The organism is Duganella radicis, from assembly GCF_009720825.1.
GTDB classification, from domain to species: Bacteria; Pseudomonadota; Gammaproteobacteria; order Burkholderiales; family Burkholderiaceae_D; genus Rugamonas; species Rugamonas radicis.
The window spans coordinates 435,953-453,893 of the sequence record NZ_WNKY01000001.1 but is presented as its reverse complement, the minus strand read 5'-3'; the positions used below and the strand labels follow the sequence as shown (position 1 = coordinate 453,893).

General features: G+C 63.0%; 7 protein-coding genes. All 7 read left to right on the top strand.

The window, feature by feature from the left end:
- Positions 1 to 7 precede the first annotated feature (7 nt).
- Genes GM676_RS01810 through GM676_RS01780 form a run of 7 tightly spaced genes read left to right on the top strand, consistent with a single transcriptional unit; the run spans position 8 to position 17,899 of the window.
- Positions 8 to 3,865 (top strand): baseplate J/gp47 family protein, encoded by a 3,858-nt coding sequence (locus GM676_RS01810; protein ID WP_155461657.1) that lies wholly within the window; start codon positions 8 to 10, stop codon positions 3,863 to 3,865.
- Complete coding sequence (locus tag GM676_RS01805) at positions 3,862 to 4,680, top strand: hypothetical protein (RefSeq protein WP_155461656.1); 819 nt, start codon at positions 3,862 to 3,864, stop codon at positions 4,678 to 4,680. The genes GM676_RS01810 and GM676_RS01805 overlap by 4 nt, the downstream gene beginning before the upstream one ends.
- A gap of 4 nt (positions 4,681 to 4,684) precedes the next feature.
- Positions 4,685 to 4,960, top strand: coding sequence for a hypothetical protein (locus tag GM676_RS01800; RefSeq protein ID WP_155461655.1), 276 nt, complete (start codon positions 4,685 to 4,687; stop codon positions 4,958 to 4,960).
- Between the two features lie 7 nt (positions 4,961 to 4,967).
- Positions 4,968 to 7,472 (top strand): hypothetical protein, encoded by a 2,505-nt coding sequence (locus tag GM676_RS01795; protein ID WP_155461654.1) that lies wholly within the window; start codon positions 4,968 to 4,970, stop codon positions 7,470 to 7,472.
- A 2-nt stretch (positions 7,473 to 7,474) separates the two neighbouring features.
- The gene (locus GM676_RS01790) at positions 7,475 to 13,210 is read left to right on the top strand and encodes a contractile injection system tape measure protein (protein ID WP_155461653.1); all 5,736 of its coding nucleotides are present in this window, start codon (positions 7,475 to 7,477) and stop codon (positions 13,208 to 13,210) included.
- A 22-nt stretch (positions 13,211 to 13,232) separates the two neighbouring features.
- On the top strand, positions 13,233 to 14,576 hold the full coding sequence (locus tag GM676_RS01785) for an ATP-binding protein (protein WP_155461652.1): 1,344 nt from the start codon (positions 13,233 to 13,235) through the stop codon (positions 14,574 to 14,576).
- Positions 14,573 to 17,899 (top strand): hypothetical protein, encoded by a 3,327-nt coding sequence (locus GM676_RS01780; RefSeq protein ID WP_155461651.1) that lies wholly within the window; start codon positions 14,573 to 14,575, stop codon positions 17,897 to 17,899. The genes GM676_RS01785 and GM676_RS01780 overlap by 4 nt, the downstream gene beginning before the upstream one ends.
- Positions 17,900 to 17,941: the final 42 nt, after the last annotated feature.

Here is a 17,941-nt window from a genome sequence, read left to right as displayed (position 1 = left end):
GGCCGTGATGACGGAGAAATTTCGACTGATCGTCAGCGACGGGCGCGACCAGCAGCATCGGCGTCCGCCTGCGCTGTGCGGCAATTATTTCCAGCCGGACGAAATGACGTTCGAGCAGCTGCTCGCGCTGGCCACCGAGTATGCGCGCGTGGTCCGGTTCTATAAGCTGAACATGGCGCCGGAAGGTCATTGGCAGCAGTTTTTCAGCGCCGACGAAACCATCTTCATGGCCTCGGTACTGGCCATCGACACCAGCGCCATGCTGAACGGCTTCGAGCAGCGCCTGCTGGCCGCGCCCGACTACAGCGCCTGGTTCGGGATCGACGCGCTGCGCGGCTTGCACGGCAGCTACCGCGACCGCCTCGATTCGCCGCTGCTGGTGGCGCGCACGCTGGATGTGTGGATGAGCACGGTCAGCACCTTGCCCGGAGAGGGCGGGCGCGAAGTGCGGCAACTGCTCGAAGGCATACTGAGCGGATTGAAGCGCGAAATGCGGATACTGCTCAAGCACGCGCCGGCCTCCTTCATCGGCGCGCAGCAAGTCTTCGGGCCGCAATTCATGGCGCTGACCGATGTGCCGCAGGTCACGCAAGGCGGTGCGGACGAGGCGGAGCCGACGCCCTTCGGTCCCAGCGACATCCGCCACAATTTCCATACGTTCACGCAAGCGGTGCGGATGCTGCAAAACGGCATACGCGCCATGCTGCCCGCTTCGCTGCTGAGCGAGTCGCACGATCCGGGCGCCAGCCTCCTGATCGGCTTCGTGCGCCTGTTCCAGCAATTGCAACAGCGCCTGAACCGTTTCGGCGACAAGCGCATCGACTTTTACTTTGAGCGCGTGCTCGGCATGCGTGCCCAGGAGCAGAAGGCCGACAGCGCCTTCCTGGTGATCCGGCCGACGGCCTCGGCGCGCCAGATCCACATCGACGCCGGCACCGAGTTCATTGCCGGTGTGGACGACGCGCAGCGCGACATTATCTATGCCACCGAATGCGCCGCCACGCTCAACGACGCCCATGTGGAGGCCCTGCACACCTTGTATTTCGAACGCCAGCGCAATGCCGTGCCCGGCGCCAAGGGCAGGGTGGCATACAGCACCACCGGCTGCTACGCGCGCGAGGTCGAATTGCTGCGCCTGGACGGCGATGAGAGCGAGCACCAGAAGCTCACGCCGGTGCCCTTGCTGGGGGCGCCAAAGCCGGGCGAGGCGCAGCACGGCGGCGCACCGGCGCGCTTCGGTTTCGCCCTGGCTTCGCGGGTATTGCTCATGCGCGAGGGTGAGCGCAGCGTGCGCGTGCTGTTCCAATACCGCGATCCGGTGGCCGCGTCCGAAGCGGACGGGTTGGCGACCGGGCCGGCACCTGGCCCGGACCAGGACATGGCGGCCAGGTCCGTATCTGCGGCGCGCCGCCATCCGATCGAAGACAGCCTGCGCGCTGTCGTCACCAAATTGCAGCAGGACCACCGCAGCGACGAGCGGCCGGCCAGCGCGGTGCGCGCGAGCGACGTGTTCGTCAAACTGTTTCGCGCCATGTTTCGCGTGGCCTTGACCACGGCCGACGGCTGGCACCAGGTGAGCGAATACCGTCCCGAATACCAGGGCTTGAACGCCAGCCTGGACAAAGACTGCCTGTCGATCCAATTCGTGCTGCCGGCCGGCGCGCCGCCCATCACCAGCTACCAGCCCGCGCTGCATGGCGGGGGATACGACACCGAGCTGCCGGTGCTGCGCTTCGAGATGACGCAAAATGAATACAGCTACCCCTACGACATTTTGTCGCAATGGTTTTTGCAGGACATCCGAATCGAGGTCGAGGTGCGCGCCGTGCGCCAGCTGCTGCTGCATAACCAGATCGGCCAGCTGAGCGCCTCGTCGCCGTTCATGCCCTTCGGTCCCTTGCCGGCGCTGGGCTCCTACCTCATCGTGGGCTGCGAGGAAATTCTGTACAAGCAGTTGCGCGATGTGTCGATCGACATCGAATGGAACGACCTGCCGCCGGGTCTGGGCGGATTCGCGGGCCACTATCGCGCTTACGATGCGCCCCTCAAAAGCGGCGATGTGCGCGCCAGCCTGGCCGTGCTGGCCGACGGCAAATGGGTCAGGGCAGGGGGCGAGGCCAGCCTGTTTCGCTACGAGGTCCAATCGGACGGCAGCCCGAGCAACCTGACCAGCAGCGAGAGCTGCGTCAGCTTTCAGCCGACCGTGCAATTCTACAAACCGCTGGCGGGCTTTCCCCGGGAAGGCGAGCCGGGTTTTCGCTACAGTTCGGCGAGCATGAATGGCTTGTTCAAGCTCACGCTGGAAAGTCCCGATGGCGCGTTCGGCCACCAGGCCTATCCGGCGCTGCTCTCGCGCGTGCTGACCCATAACGCCCGCGTGAAGAAGCCGCAGCTGATGGCCCCGCTGCCCAATCCGCCCTACACGCCACAGATCGGGCGCATCGCGCTGAACTACAAGGCGGTGGCGACCATCGACTTTGAAAGGAAGCGCACCGCCAGCAAGCCGGCCCAGCTCGACAGCTTCATTCATTTGCATCCGATGGGCCACCAGACCATGTACCTGGGCGACACCCGGACCATCCCGCAGATCCCCATCTACGAGGCCGCAGGTTATCTGTTCATCGGCATCGAAGGCAAGCAGTTGCGCGGCACCCTGTCGTTGTATTTCTACCTTCGTGAGGATTCACTGCCCGACAAGCGGCACGCCGACAGCGGCCTGGCCTGGTCTTACCTGAGCGGCAACCGCTGGCGCCGGATCGACGCCAACCAGATCCTCGACGACTCAACCAAGGGCTTCATGACCAGCGGCATCGTACTGATCAGGTTGCCGGAAGAGATCGACACCGGGAACACGGTCATGCCCGCCGGTAAATTCTGGCTGCGCGTGTCCGCCGACCGGGGCGTGGCCAATTTTTGCAGCTTGTATGCGGTCTACGCCCAGGCCATCAAGGTCACCTGGCAGCCCGATCAAGGGAAAAAGGCGGAGCCGGTGTTGCCGGGCAAGCGCATCACGAAAAGCCGCAGCAATATCGCCGGCGTCGACAGCATCCACCAGATTCGCCGCTCGTTCGACGGCAAAGCCGCCGAAAGCGCATTGCAGTTCCGCGTGCGCGCCAGCGAGCGCCTGCGCCACAAGAACCGGGCACTCACGGCCGCCGACTTCGAGCTGCTGATCCTCGAGCAGTTCCCGCAAGTGTACAAGGTCAAGTGCTTTCCGAATATGGTCTCGGCCGACGATCCCGCGCGGCGTCTGCGCCCCGGCCATATCCTGATCGTCGCCATTCCCCATCTGAACGGCAACGGCCACATCAACCAGCGGCCCACGCTGAGCGGCCACCTGATCGGCGAGATCGCGCAGTACGTGCGGCGCTACGCCTCGCCCGACACCATCATCAGCGTCGAGAATCCGGTCTACGAGCTGATCCAGGTGCGCTGCACCGTCAAACTGCGCTCGCAGCTCAGCAGCGGCCATTTGAGCGAGCGCATCAACCAGGCCCTGTGCGACTACCTTTCGCCGTGGAACGCGAGCGGCATTTCCCAGCATTTCGGCTGGACGCTGCGTCAGCACGACGTGGTCTCGTTCTTGCTCGAACTCGACGTGGTGGAGGAAGTGAGCGGTGTGTCGCTGCTGCAAATCGCCCCGGTGGGCGAACCGGCCGAGCTGCTCTATGCGATGCGCGACAACGCCAAGCATGCGACTGAAAAAACCATCTATCCGAGCTATCCCTGGAGCATCGCCGTGCCCATGCACCAGCATTGGATCGTCGTGGACGGCAAGGCGACCATCAACCATCCGAAGCCGATCGGTATCGACGAATTGCGCGTCGGATCGACCTTCATTATTCCACGAGGAGAACCAACATGACCCGACGCCGCCGCAGCATGCTCAAGGAGCGCTTCGCGCAGGGAAAAATGCCGACCGAAGTCGATTTCGGCGACCTCATCGAATCGATGCTCAATATGCTCGACGAGGGTTTCGAGAAGACCCCGGAAGCCGGCTTCAAGGTGGCCCAGGTGCAGGACGGAAAGCTGCTCAGCTTTTACCGCGACATCAGCACGGGCAACGTGCTGTGGTCGGCCGGGCTGGACAAGGGAAGCAATCACCTCAGCTTTCAAGACGAGAAGAACCAGGCGCTGCTGACGCTGGCCAGCCAGACCAGCGCGGACGGAATACAGCGCGCGGCCGTGGGCATCCGCCAGTGCGATCCGCAGCACGAGCTCGACGTGGCCGGCACTGTTGCCTGCCACGCGCGGGTCGGGCGCCGCGGCGAGCTGGCCGTGCCGGCCGACGGCAACTGGTACGACGCCACCGAGTACATGACCGGCTGCCAGGCCTGGGAAGTGGTCGCGGGAGTGGGCGCCAAGGACAGCGACGGGCGCTACGCGCTCCTGCACGCATTCGCGCTGAACGCCTTCGGCAGGAACGGCAGCATCACGCATCACCAGTCCCATTTCGGCAACAGGTGCAGCCGCATCGAATTGCGCTGGTTCCGCAATCCCGACGACAGGTTGTTTGAATTTAAATTGCAGATGCGGGTCGGTTGCACTTACGGAGAGGACGTCTGGATCCGGTATCACATGACGCAACTGTGGCAAGACACGCTCATGCTCGAGAGCGCGAACAAGCCGCTGCGCCAGCCCAGTCCGCAGTATGACGCCAAGGGCAAGGTCAGGAGCTAAGCCCATGAAAACCACTGCACGGCGCGACATCGCCCTCGAATTGAGCCCGGAACAGTGCAGCCTGATCGTCGAAGGCCTGGCGGAACGGCCGTTCCGGCAAGTGTTCGAGCTGATCGGTCAACTGCACGCTGGCGCCCACGCTGGCGGCGCCAGTGCGCGCCTGACCTTCAGCCCGGCACAGCTGCGGCTGATCCTTGACACCCTGGGCGGCATGCCGTTTTCCCGCGTGAACCGCCTGTTGCAAAGCATGCAGCAGCAAATGCGCATGGACCAATACTGACACCGTGATGATTTCGAACCACATCAAACGCCAGCTGAGCGATCCTGACGGCCTCGATTTCGACGGCCTCAGGCGCAATGGCATCGATCTGCTCCAGTCTTTGTCAGGCAAGAAGTGGACCGATTACAACCTGCACGATCCGGGCGTGACCCTGCTCGAGTTGCTGTGCTATGGCTTGACCGACCTGGTCTACCGCACCGATTTCGACGTCGCCGACTTCCTCACGGACGCCTCCGGCGCGATCGACTTTGAAGCCCAGGCCCTGTTCCCGCCCCAAGCGATCTTTCCCAACCAGCCGGTAACGGACATCGATTTCTGTAAGCTCATCTACGACCGATTGCCCGAGGTCGATGATGTGTGGATCAACGCCGGCAGCACGGGCGGGCGCCCCAACGGCCTGTTCTCGGTGTTCGTCAAGCCGCGTGAATCGCTGTTTCACGCCAGGGAGGTCAGCGACGAAGACTTGCGGCAATCGGTGCTGGCATTGTTGTCGCAAAACCGCAATCTGGGACGCGACGTGGAAGAGGTGCGCATCGTCGCCTCCAGGCCTTACATGCTGGCCGGCGAGATCGAGATCGACGACAGCCGGCCCGCCGCCGAAATCTACGCCGATCTGTATTTCCAGTGCGCGAAAATGATTTCGTCGGGCGGCCGCATCTCGCGCTTCGAGGAGATGCGCGCCAAAGGGATGCGCTGGGAGGATATGCTCGAAGGACCGCTGACCGGCCACGGCTATATCGAGGACGGCCACTTCTCGGTGCCCAATTATGAGATCGACTCCATCAAGCTGATCGCGTTGGCGCACCATGTGCCGGGCGTGAAACAGGTCAAGAAATTGTGCCTGATGACCCGCAAGGGCAAGGAGATCCCGTGGATACGGCTGGCCCAGACCGAGGCCGTGTGCCCGGTGCTCGAGTTCCCCGAGGATCCCGCCCTGGCCCAGGAATTGCGCCTGGTGCATGGCAAGGCGCCCGGCCGGTTGCCGGAAGGCGCGCGCGAGGACGATCCGAAAATGCACGGCCGGCATGCGGTGCAGTTTCACGAGCAGGTGCGCCTGTACATCAAGAAGTTCGAATTCGAGCATGAGGCCTTTCGCAGCGGTGACGGCAACCTGGCGCGCCTGCTGGACCTGCCGCGGGGACAATACCGTCCGCTCGACGCGTATGGCTCGATCGGCGAGCACACGCCGGCCATTTACGGCATCAACCACTATGGCGTGCCCAAGTCCGAACCGGCGCACGTGCATGCGCGCGCCCTGCAGCTTAAAGCCTATCTCTATCCGTTCGAGCAGATGATGGCCAATTACCTGGCGTCGCTGCAAGGCATCAAGCGGCTCTATTCGGTCGACGCGACGCTCGACAAATCCTATTTCGCCAAATTTCTGGGAAATGAAGAAATTCCCAAGGTGGAGATGTTGTACGTCGACGGTATCGCCAAGGCCGATATCGACGCCGTGTTGCGCGAGCAGGACCCGTTTGCCCAGCGCCGCAACCGTGTGCTCGATAGCCTGCTGGCGATGTACGGTGAAGTGTTCCCCGACAACGCGCTGCGCCGCTACGACCTGTACCACGCGGACGGGCTTGATCTGCACCTCATCGAGTGCAAGATCGGACTGCTGCGCCATTTGTGCGCGCTGAGCGCCAGGCGCGGCAGCGCCATGGACCTGCAGCAGCCTTATGGCGACGGCAACAACTACCCGGCGATCATGCATCGGGTGCAGCTGTTGTCCGGCGCGGACCCGCGCGCGCTCGGACGCTCTCTCACCGGCGATATCCTCCACGGTGAAGTCAAATACATCAGCGACGCGCGCTACCTGGAAACGCTCGCGCAACAAGAGGACTATCCCCAGCAGCTATCCTACGAACAGACGGAATTGCTTGCCACCGGCGCCGATGTGCCGCCAGGCGATGCGGCGCCCATGCCGCTGCCGCACGGGGCCGTCGCGCCGACGCTGATGCTCGCTGGCATACATAGCGAGAATTACCGGTTCTACGCCACCGAAGACGGACAAGGCTGGCTGTGTCTGAACGCGGCCGACGCGCAGTGCTGGCCGATCATGCGCCTGCCGCTCGACGCCATGGTCGCGGCCGGGCAGTCCATGCGAGGCCAGCTGATCGACTTGAACCGGCGTTGCGAGGGCTTCCATTTGCTCGAACATGTGCTGCTGCGCCCGCGTGCTGCGGATGCCACCCGTGCGGTGCCGGAAGAATTCTATGCGCACCGGGTCAGCGTGATCCTGCCTGCCTTTACCGCCCGGTTTGCCGATCCGGGATGCCGCGCCTGGATCGAGGAATTGATCGCGCAGAATTTACCGGCACACATACTGCCGCAATTTTACTGGCTCAATTTTCCGTTGCTGGCGCAATTTGAGCAACGTCAGGCCAACTGGCTGGGGCTGCTGCGCGAAGCGAGCATGGGCCGGCCCGCCGACGGTCTCGACGAGGCCGCAGGCCAGTTGATTGAATTTCTCAACAAAAATGCGCCGTATCACACCAACCGGGTATGGGTATGAGCATGAGCGACCTGGACCTGATCCACGCACTGACCTTCGAGATGGCGTTTGACGCCAAGCCGGCCGAGAGCGCGGAGCTGGCCGACTGGATCCAGGCCGACATGCTGCCGGTGATCGAGCAAGTGCTGGACCTGTATCGGGGCAAGCGGAGCCGGCGCATCGAGCGGCTCGAGATCGACCTCGGCACGGTGCCGGCCGCGCAGGCGCGTAGCGAACTGCCGCGGCGCTTGTTCGTGCAACTATCGAGCGCTCTGGAAGATACCCCGGCCCAGGCTGGTACCGCGGCCAGCACCCGGGACACGCCAGGGCCGGCCGCGGATATGCTGGCTTTTTTGCGGCATGGGACCATGCCCTGGGCGCGGGATGCGCATGCGGCACACACACAATTGCTGCGGCAAGTGATCGATACGCGGCAAGCCCACGAGGTGCTCAGCGTGGCGTTGCGCGAAGCGCCCATGCTGACCCGATTGATACGCCAATTCGACTCCCAGGAGTTGTTCGCGGCAGCGGGGGCGCTGTGTCATGCATGGACCGAGACCGAACGCGCCGCCACCCTGGCCTGGGCCGAGGATGAACTGCGGCGCCGCCGGCAAGCCGGGAGCGAGACCGAATCGTTCTGGCGCTGGTTCCTGCCGCAATGTACCCAAGCTGCCAGCCCCGACATGTTGCGGACACGATGGGAGCGGGCCTGCCGCGGCGAGCCAGAGGCTGAACCGTACACCACGCCGCAGGCGGCAGCGGTGCCATCGCCGCAGTCCATTGCGGGCTTCGGCGCGGACGCCATGTCCGTCATCGAGCAAGGCCTGGAAAACGCTGACGCCGTCTTGCTGGCGCCGTACTGGGATCGCATCCTGGCCAGCGCGCCGCAGTGCATACGAAATGCGCATCCAAGGCTGTGGCAGCGTTGGTTGAATGCGTTTGATGCCGATACCCTGGTCGACATTCTCGGCGTGATGCAAGCTGACTTCGCCTGGCTGATCGAATGCCTCGCGACGGTCGTGCCGCGCGCGCGGCTCAATGCGCTATTGCGGCCGGCGATGCCCCGCTGGTTCGCTGAGCCGGCGGATAGTCTCGCACCTGACGCGGTGCTGGCATGGGTCAAGGACGCGGTGCCGGAGCATGCCGCGCGCATCCTCGCCTTGTTCGCGACGCCCGATTCCGAGGATGGGCCCGATACGGACAACGTAGCGCCCGTCGCGGACAGCATCGCGATCCGGCAGCCCGATGCATCGATGCCATCGATCGCGTTTGATCAGATCATGCACTGGCCGCCGGCGCAGCGCGATGCGGTGCTGGCCCGGGCCGGCAAGGCTAGCGCCCCCACCGTAGGCAGCGCCGGTTTCACGCCTGCGGAAATGCATAGCATCGAGCAGGGTCTCGAAACGGCGGATTTCGCATTGCTGGCGCCGTACTGGGACCGTGTGCTGTCAAGCGCGCCGCAGTTGCTGCGGACCATCCACCCGCGGCGGTGGGAACATTGGCTGCGGAATTTTGACGACGAAGTCCTGACCGACATACTCGGCGTCCTGCAGGCCGATTGCGCCGGCTTGATCGAGCGACTCGCGACGGTTGTGCCTCGGCCGCGCCTCAATGCGGTGTTGCACCCGGCCTTGCCGCATTGGCTGGCCGCGCCTGCCGGTAGTCTTGCGCCGCAAGCGGTGCTGGCGTTGATCACGCAGTCACTGCCCGAACAGTCCGACCGTATTCTTGCTTTCCTGGCGGCGGAAAAGGTAGAACAGGATCTGCACAGCCGCGAAAAAGTGGTCGATGCGAGCGCCGACAGGTATCGGCGGTCCGATGCTAAGGAGCCATTCATGCAAGGCGGGCCGGCGCCGGCCGATTCTCATTCTCTGGCCAGCGCCCTGGCACCGCTGCCGGACGCCGGTTTGCCTGGCCTGCTCGCCGACTTGGACGAAGCGGGGCGTGGCCTGCGCTCAAGTCCATCGTCGCGTAGCCATGAGCAGTTGCGCAAGGAGCTGGCCAAGCCGCAGGTGCTCGCCCAGTTGGTTCCGCGACTCGATGTGCAACAGCGCCTGATGACGGCGCGGGTTCTATTCAACAAGTGGCCGGAGCCGCAGCGCTGCGCTGTGCTGACCTGGGCCGTGGATAAGCACGACCGCCTGCGTGAAGCCGGGGCAGATGAAACTTCCTTTTGGGTATGGCTGCTGTCTCGGCACGCCGAACCGGCTACCCTCGACGCCGTGGTGCGAAGCTACACCACCACCGTCGAGCGGGAGACGCACGCCGCACCAAGCCCGGCAGGCGCGCTTACCGCTTCGCCCGCCATGCTGGCCGCCGGCAAGGCGCAAGAGCCGGCGGCCGACCGCGCTGCCGGCGGCAAGCAGGGCGCCGTCGACAGCAAACACTTCCGTGAGCCGCTGCGCGTGCTCGGTCCTATCTTTGCCCGTGCCGAGATCATCACCATCAGCAAGTGCCTCAATGCCGGCGAGTTTCAATTGTTGGCGCCGTATTGGGACCGTCTGCTGGTTCTGGCGCCACATTGGCTGCGCAGCGAGTATCCACGGCTGGCGCGCACCTGGCTGGCCGGGTTCAGCGATGAGGTAAGGATCGATATTCTGTCAGTGGTGCAAGCCGAGTGCTGCGCGCTGATTGAAAGACTCGCCAGTGTCTTGCCGCGCGAGCAGTTTCATGCGGCATTGCGGCCCTCGCTGGCGCGCTGGTTCGACCTTGGCCTGGACCAGCTGACGCCGCAAGCGATCATGGAAGACGTGCTGCGCACGACGCCTGGCCAGAGCGCCGGACTCCAGGCCTTGCTCGGTGCCCAAGTGCCATCGGCAGTGGCAGGCGGTACGAAGGACACCGCCCCGATGTCGCTGGAAGAACTGCTCGAGCGCGGCGATGCGGAGCAATGGCGGCGCAATTGGCCATCGATCGTCATTGCACAGCGCGCCCAACTGCGCCGCCACTGGCAGCAGTTGTCGAAGGAAAAGCGCTACCAGGCCATCGCCGGCATCACGACCCGCTTGAACCTTGCGCAGCAGCTTGACCTGGCGGTGATGCTACAGCCGGGATTGGCGCCGCTCATGGCGGAGTTGTTGCGGGTGCTTGGCGAACGCAGCGAGCGTCACGACGTGCTGCACACCGCCTTGCAATTGCTGCTCCATGCCGAGGTGGCCAGCATCGTTCCCGAGCGGCTCATGCAGTACCTGCTGGAAAAGCATCGCTCGCTTCGCGCTGATCTGCCCAGCGACCCGACGCGCCACATCGCTGCCGCCTTGCATGCCATTGGTCCCGCTCCTGGCCCGCGCCCGCCCGAGGGGCAGGCCGCAGCCCTGGCATCGGCGACACTGTCGGAAGCTGCCTTGCGCGCCTATCTGGGCGACCGCCAGGCCCAGGAGGCGCGGTTCAGCACGCTCAATTCGGCCCAACTGCATGGGCTGGTGCAAGCCTGGGCGGGGTTTCAACAGGCCGGAGAGGGCACAAACGCCTTTCTTTCGGCGGTCGAGGAGCGGGCGTTGTGTGCCGCAACGCCCCATGCGTTTTTTGGCAAGGTGCTTCAACAAGCCATGCTCGGCGAACCCATCGACCTGGACCAGATCGGTGCCGACTGCGGCGCCGGCGTGACAGCGTCTTTTGTGCAGCCCATCCCAAGCGAGGAGCTCGCTGTCCGTCATGTCGAGCGGGATCCATCCGCCGCGCCCGCGCATCGCGAGGCGTCACCCTTGTCGCCCATGCTATGCCAAGCCTTGCCGCAGCGTCTGGCAGACGCGATGCTGCGCGCGGACCTGTCGACGCTCGACGCGCTGTGGGCCGACCTTGTCAGGTACCACCCGGACCTGCTGCGCCAGGCTGCGCAGCGCTACCTCGGCCGCGCAGAAGCGCGGAGGCACCTGATCGATCGCACCGACAGCGGCAAGATGCATGAGCTACTGGGATGCCTGTCGGGGTGGACGGCGCGGCTGGCGGCGCCCCTGCTCGACCTCGCTGCCCGGTTCGGCATCATGCTGCCCATTCCTCTGGCGCCTGACGCGTTTGCGCAGCACGTTTTGCGCTTCGCCTTCACGCAAGTGATGGAACGGCCGACATCGACTGAACCTGCCGAGTGGGTATCGGACTTGCTGCGCTCGCTGTTGCCGGCCTCACCGCAGCGCTCCGATGTGGTGTTCACGCCGGTGGCGCACGCCTGGTACGAATTGCTGCGCGGCGAAGATACGCCGCTCAAGGCGGCGTTCGAGCGCGCCTTGTTTGGTAACGTGTATCTGGACGTGGCGCGGCAGCGTTTGCGCGGCGGGGCAGGGGATAGCATCGACGCCGCGCTGCCGGAAGCGCTGCAACAGATGTTGACGATGGAATTGTGCGACAGCCATCCGGCGCTGACCGACCAATTGCTGACCGATGACGATTTTATCGATGCGAACGCGGCTGTCTTTAGCGCTGGGGAATGGCAAGCGTTGGCGCGGGCGCAATTGCCGCGTCAAGAGCCAAAGCAGCAGTTGGCGTTCTGGCGCGCAGTTGCCGCGCAGTTGCCCGCACCGGCAAGCGATAGAAGCGCAGATGAAGAGGAGGTGCAAGCGGCATTTCGCGCAGCATTTGGCGTCCTCGGGAAGCCGGCAAGGCAAGCGGCCGATGCGTCCAGCCTGGTTTTCAGCCCAGACCAGGCACCGTGCTTGCCTGCCAGCGCGGAGACCATCGCCATCTTGCTGATGCGCGAGCGCGCACCGGATCAGGCCGTCAAAGCGAGCATCACTTTGCTGATGCAGCGCTTGCTGGCCGATGCCAACGCCGACACCGACGCGCACGTAGCATTGCACAGCGCGCTATCTCACCATCGGGTGCTTGACCGGTTGCTGGATATTGTGCCTGGGCCGACGTTGGCGCGCCTGCTTTGTACACTGCGGCCCCGGCTTGCGTGCGCGCTGCCGGCGGTGCTGCGTGCTCTCAGCGACATCTTGCCGACTACCTTGCCGCCTGTCCCCGCTATGCTGGACGGCGCAATCTGGCGCGCCGTCTTCGACACCATCTTCATCGGCGCCGCACCCGCCAGCGCTGGCGACATGTTCAGCGCTTTGGTCGCGCGACTGGCCGGCGACCATGCGCAGGAAGGACCTGCATGGCAACAGAAGATCGATGCGCTCCGGCTGGCCCCCGCACCCGGCGCGGCACAGGCCACGCCAGCCGAAGCGATGGCGCAGTTGCTGCGCCCCCTGACGGGACCACAAGCGCAGCAGGCGGCGGCCCGGACAACGCCCGTCGACCAGGCGCCGGCGCCATTTACGGGCGACGCCAACCTGCGCAACGCCGGGCTGGTGATCATTGCGCCCTACATCGAGCGCCTGTTCGCCTTGCTTGACATCACCAAGGACGGTGTATTCGTCAGCGAAGAAACACGCCAGCGCGGCGTCCACATTTTGCAGTTCGCGATTACCGCCGAAGAGACGACGCCGGAATATCTGCTGGTGCTCAACAAGCTGCTGTGCGGCATACCCGCCGCCGTGCCGGTGGTACCGGGCATCAGCATGACTGAAAAGGAGAAGAGCACCATCGAGCAAATGCTCAAAGGCGTGATTGCCCACTGGAGCGCCATTGGCGCGAGCTCCATCGAAGGCCTGCGCGAGACCTTCCTGCAGCGCGAAGGCTGCTTGTACTACGAGGAGGAAGCCTGGCATCTCAAGATTCCGCAGCGCACCTTCGACATGCTGCTCGACCGGCTGCCATGGAGCTACAAGATGATTAAATTTTCCTGGATGACGGCGCCGCTGAACGTCACCTGGCGATGAATACCTACTTCACCTACACACCATGAATAACGACATCGCAGCTTGCCTCGAACGCGAAGTGCTCTGGTTCACCCAGGTCTGCAACGCCCGCTTCGAAGCATACTTCAAGGAAGACCGCTCGGCGCCCGACTTCGCGGCCCTGTATCCGCCTCCGCGGCTCGAAGGCGACACCAGCCCGTACGCCGCGCTGGTACGCGAACACAATATGAATTTTTCGGAACGCGTCGTGCTGATGCTGGCCTTCATGCCGCACCTGCGCCCGCAAGTGCTGGATTGGTTCTTGCTGCAGAATTCGGCGCTGCAACGCGGCTACAGCGAAATCGGCGGCTGGCGCGGCAAGGTGCACTCGGGCTTTTTGCCGACGTGCGAGACCGCTGCCTTCCTGCTCGCGGGAACCGATCTGGCGCTGCGCTTCGAGGTGGCCAAGCTGTTCAAGGACGAGCATTTTTTCACCCGCAGCGGCATGCTCAAGTTCGACCACCAGGCCAGCGGCGAGCCGCACTTCGGTTCGGCGCTCATGCTGAGCAACGAGTACTTGCAGCGCCTGTCCGATGGCGAGGTCCACAAACCCGATTTCAGTGCCCACTTTCCGGCCAAGCTGATGCAGACGAAACTGAACTGGTCCGATCTGGTGCTCAACGCCGAGGTGATGGAGGAGGTCGATCATATCGTCACCTGGCTGCGCCAGCCCGGCCGCATCCTGCAATCATGGGGGCTGGACAAGTCAGTCAAGCCGGGCTACCGCACCTTGTTCTACGGGCCGCCCGGCACCGGCAAGACCCTGACGGCTAGCCTGATCGGCAAGGCCGTGGGGGCCGATGTTTACCGCATCGACTTGTCGATGGTGGTGTCGAAGTACATCGGCGAAACGGAAAAGAATCTGGCCAATGTCTTCGACCAGGCGCAAAACAAGAATTGGATACTGTTTTTCGATGAGGCCGACGCGCTGTTTGGCAAGCGCACCCAGGCCAGCAGCTCGAACGACCGCCACGCGAACCAGGAAATCTCCTACCTGTTGCAAAGGGTGGAGGACTTTCCTGGCGTGGTGATCCTGGCCACCAACCTGAAAGCCAATATTGACCAGGCATTCTCGCGCCGCTTCCAGAGCGAGGTGTACTTCGCCATGCCCGATGTGGAGCAGCGGCGCCGGCTGTGGCAAGGCTTGTTTTGCCAGCCTGAGCGCTTGGGCGGCGACGTCGATTTCCGGCACATCGCTGAAAAATACGAGCTGGCTGGTGGCGCCCTGTTGAACGTGGCGCAGTACGCGGCCATCCGCGCAGTCAAGCACGGGCGCAACTACATCGTCCAGGACGATTTGATCATGGGCATCGGTAGAGAACTGATGAAGGATGGGAAAACATTGTGAAACCACATTTCAACACGCAAGCCATGCGGACGATGGGCCAATGGGCACTGGTGGCCTGCATCGCCCTCGCGCCCGCCACCGGTCTTGGAGAGAGCGGGGCCGCGTCCGCGCCGACCGCGTCCGTGAGCGCACCGGTCGCCAAAACCGCACAGACCTACACCCTGGTCGGCTACGACCGCAGCATCCGGAAGGAGCATTTCGCCGGCCTGGGCAAACCGACCGTCTTGCGCATGCAACAGCAGCTCGAAGTCATCTACCGCAATTTGGCGGACTGGCAGCATGATTTTGCGCTACGCGAGCGCCCCTTGAACGATGGTATCGTCGGCAGCGTCACGCTATCCTGGTTGCAGCGATACGCCTACAACTTCAAGTTCAACGTCGGGGCGGAGGTCGGCAAGGATTTTCCCGCGCACATGGAGCGCATGGCCGCGTTCGCCGTCGCACATCCAGCCGAGCTCGAGGTCTTGCTCGACAAGCAGTTCGAGGCGTGGGATAACGCCAATCCCGCAGCCATCAAGGCGCAGGATTTTGCGGTGCGCCGCCAGGCCGACGCGGCGCCCTTGATTGAACTGGTTAATCGCTACCGCGCCAGCCGCACGGCGCCGCAGCCGGCCAGGTCCGGACCGGCGGACAGCGACGGCGCCGCCATGTATGTCTTACGGCAGGAAGATCTGGACGCACTGGGCAGCAAGGTCAGTGTGGGCAAGATACTGGCCGGCTTCAAGGACAAGCCTTACGCGTCCAAGGAAACGCTGAAGGTGGCGCTCGAGCAAACCTTCAAGGACCGCCCCCATATGCTGGTCGCGCTGTGGCCGGTCATCGACAAGAGCCTGCGCCCCTTTAACGGTTATTTGCTCAATGCGGCCAGCCGTGCCAGCCTAAAAAAGGATGGCATGGACGATAGCACGCTCGATGAACTGGCCGCTTTCGGTACGGTGTACCTGAAATCACGCGAGGCCTTCGACACCTACTTTGCCGACAAGATCGGTTCCGGCGAGCTCACCATCACAGATGACAGCTTGCCGCAACTGGCAACGGCCACCAAGGTGTTCGACAACTTTCATCTCGATCAACAGGCGCTCGACTCCATCGAGAAGCAGCTGAGCGGGAGTGCTCGCTATGTCGGCGTGCCGGGCGCCGTGGTCAAGATGCTCGAACAGATCAAGGGCGTCGACTATCCCGACCTGGAGATCTTCCATAGCGCGGTCAAATCGAAAATCGCGTTTGGACTGGGCATGTGCAAACTCAATACGCCGGTCAATAACGACTACATGAGGTCGCTCACCATTTCAAATGACGAACTCGCTTCTTTGCAGAAGGAGCTGGAGGCACTGCGGCCATCCCTGGCCGACGCCGGCGGTGTCGCGGTGCCGGAGCTCGGCAAGCAGTTCGAGCAAATCGCTGCGCTCAGAAACCTCCCCCGGCGCTGTGAAATAGACGAGAAAGATTCCGCCGACGAGATCGTCAAGCGGCTCTTTGACACTTACCTGATGGTAGCCATCGACAGCGCGGCCCGCAAGCAGATGCCGGCCGACATTGCGCCGATCCAGATCAAGGGCGGCAACTGCGGCTGCGCATTGGACGACCTGTCCGGTGTGGTGTATGGCTTCTATCCTTACTGGGACCAAAAGAAGGGCGGACAGACGATCAATTTCCGCGCGCTCAATCGGGTGGCTTACTACGGCCTGACGGTCGACAACACGGGTGAATTCTACTTGGGCAGCAATAGCTTCGACGTCCATGACGGCAGCGCCAAACCCAATGAATTCGTTCGCGTCGCCCGTCAACATAATTCCAAGGTCGATTGGCTGATTCAGAAAGACGACTGGCGTGGCGCATGGCTCGCCTTGAATTCCCAAAGCAAAAAGGCGATGCTCAAACGGATAGGGGACAATATCATCGACTTGCTCAACGCACCGCTGAGCAATCCCGGCGCCAAGGTGGCGAGTTTGATCGCCTTTGCCGGGGCGACGCATCCGCGCCGAGGCGATGGCGTGACCCTGTATTTCCCCAACTACCCGGAGGACGAGGAATCGACCGCGCTGTTCAACGAGTTCTATCTGAGGCTGCGCGCCGAGATGAACAAGCACGACCTGTGGCTCAATATCCTGGTGACGCAAAATACCCTGGCCAGTGGTAAAAATGGGATGGGCGGCGCTTTCGGACTGGCCAATCTGATCCACTTGCGCAAGCTGCGAACCGCTGCCGAGCAGGGTGGCCGCCCTGGTGCGCAAGACAACGGCGAGTATCTGCTGGTGCTATTGAACGAACCCAGCTCCGACGCCAAGAAGACCCTGCGGCTCGATATGGAAAACGACTCGATGCTGCATGGCGCCGATCGTGCTGATTTCCTGCGCAGCATACTGCCTGTCATACACTTTGACGACCGCAACTGGCAACAGCTCGAAGACGATATCGTCTACGCGCGCGATAACTTCGGCGGCATGGGATTCTGGGCGCCCGACTTCGATAATCTGGCGCTGCCGGTCACCGATGCCAGCCAGTCGTGCCTGAAATCGCAGCAGATCTTCGTGTGTCTGTTGAAAAACTACCGCGACCAAAATTTGCATGACGGCTTGCCTGGAGCGATAGAAGTATTCGCCTGCGTCCACCGGTGGTTGCTGCAATCGCTGATGCTGTTTTTGATGATAACGGGAATTGTCCTGATCGTCCTTTTCTTCAAGTTCTGCAAGGTCCAGGAGTTCATCAAGGTTCGCTTTCTGTGGGTGCAGTTGCTGATCGTTTTGCCGGCGCTGCTGGCTTTCATCCTGCTGTTGCTGTACGACCCTTACATGCAAAGTCTGTCGGAAGGAAACATGCCGTTCTTCTTTTCGGCCGGCATCATCATGATCGGCGTCGGCGTGGGTTACCGTTTCTGGCGCGCTCAGCGTCAAGTGCCGCAGCGCGAACGGGGCATGCCGCAGCGCCAGGGCATGGGCTTTCCTATCCTGGTGTGGACGATCGAAAGCGACCAGCGCGGTTTCCAATGGCTGATCGACAATCGTGGCAGCGGTTACGCGATCATCAAGAAGGTCGAGATTCTGCTCGATGGCAATCCCGTCGCCGATGCCAAGACTGCGCTGGAATCTGTCATGGAGTCCGACAACAATGTGCTGTGGAAGAGCGTGCCGCTGGTGGGGCAAAAACTCGATCCCGGCAAGCAGCTCGTCGGCTTGAGCATTCCCAATGGCGAAGCGGCCAAGGCCTTCGCGCAAAAACTCAAGGCGCACGATCTGGCGGTGAAGATTACATACAGCGGTCCGAATAACGAGCATTGGACAAGTGATGGTTCGGGGATCATGTCGGTCGCCGGTTTGTCGTAGCAAGCGCTTTGTTCGAGTTTCATTCCTTCCATTTTGAGAAAG

Excerpts from the sequence above, each read along its gene's own strand:
- GM676_RS01800 (WP_155461655.1), top strand. The coding sequence starts at position 4,685 with ATGAAAACCACTGCACGGCGCGACATCGCCCTCGAATTGAGCCCGGAA.
- GM676_RS01810 (WP_155461657.1), top strand. The coding sequence starts at position 8 with ATGACGGAGAAATTTCGACTGATCGTCAGCGACGGGCGCGACCAGCAG.
- GM676_RS01785 (WP_155461652.1), top strand. The coding sequence starts at position 13,233 with ATGAATAACGACATCGCAGCTTGCCTCGAACGCGAAGTGCTCTGGTTC.
- GM676_RS01795 (WP_155461654.1), top strand. The coding sequence starts at position 4,968 with ATGATTTCGAACCACATCAAACGCCAGCTGAGCGATCCTGACGGCCTC.
- GM676_RS01805 (WP_155461656.1), top strand. The coding sequence starts at position 3,862 with ATGACCCGACGCCGCCGCAGCATGCTCAAGGAGCGCTTCGCGCAGGGA.
- GM676_RS01790 (WP_155461653.1), top strand. The coding sequence starts at position 7,475 with ATGAGCGACCTGGACCTGATCCACGCACTGACCTTCGAGATGGCGTTT.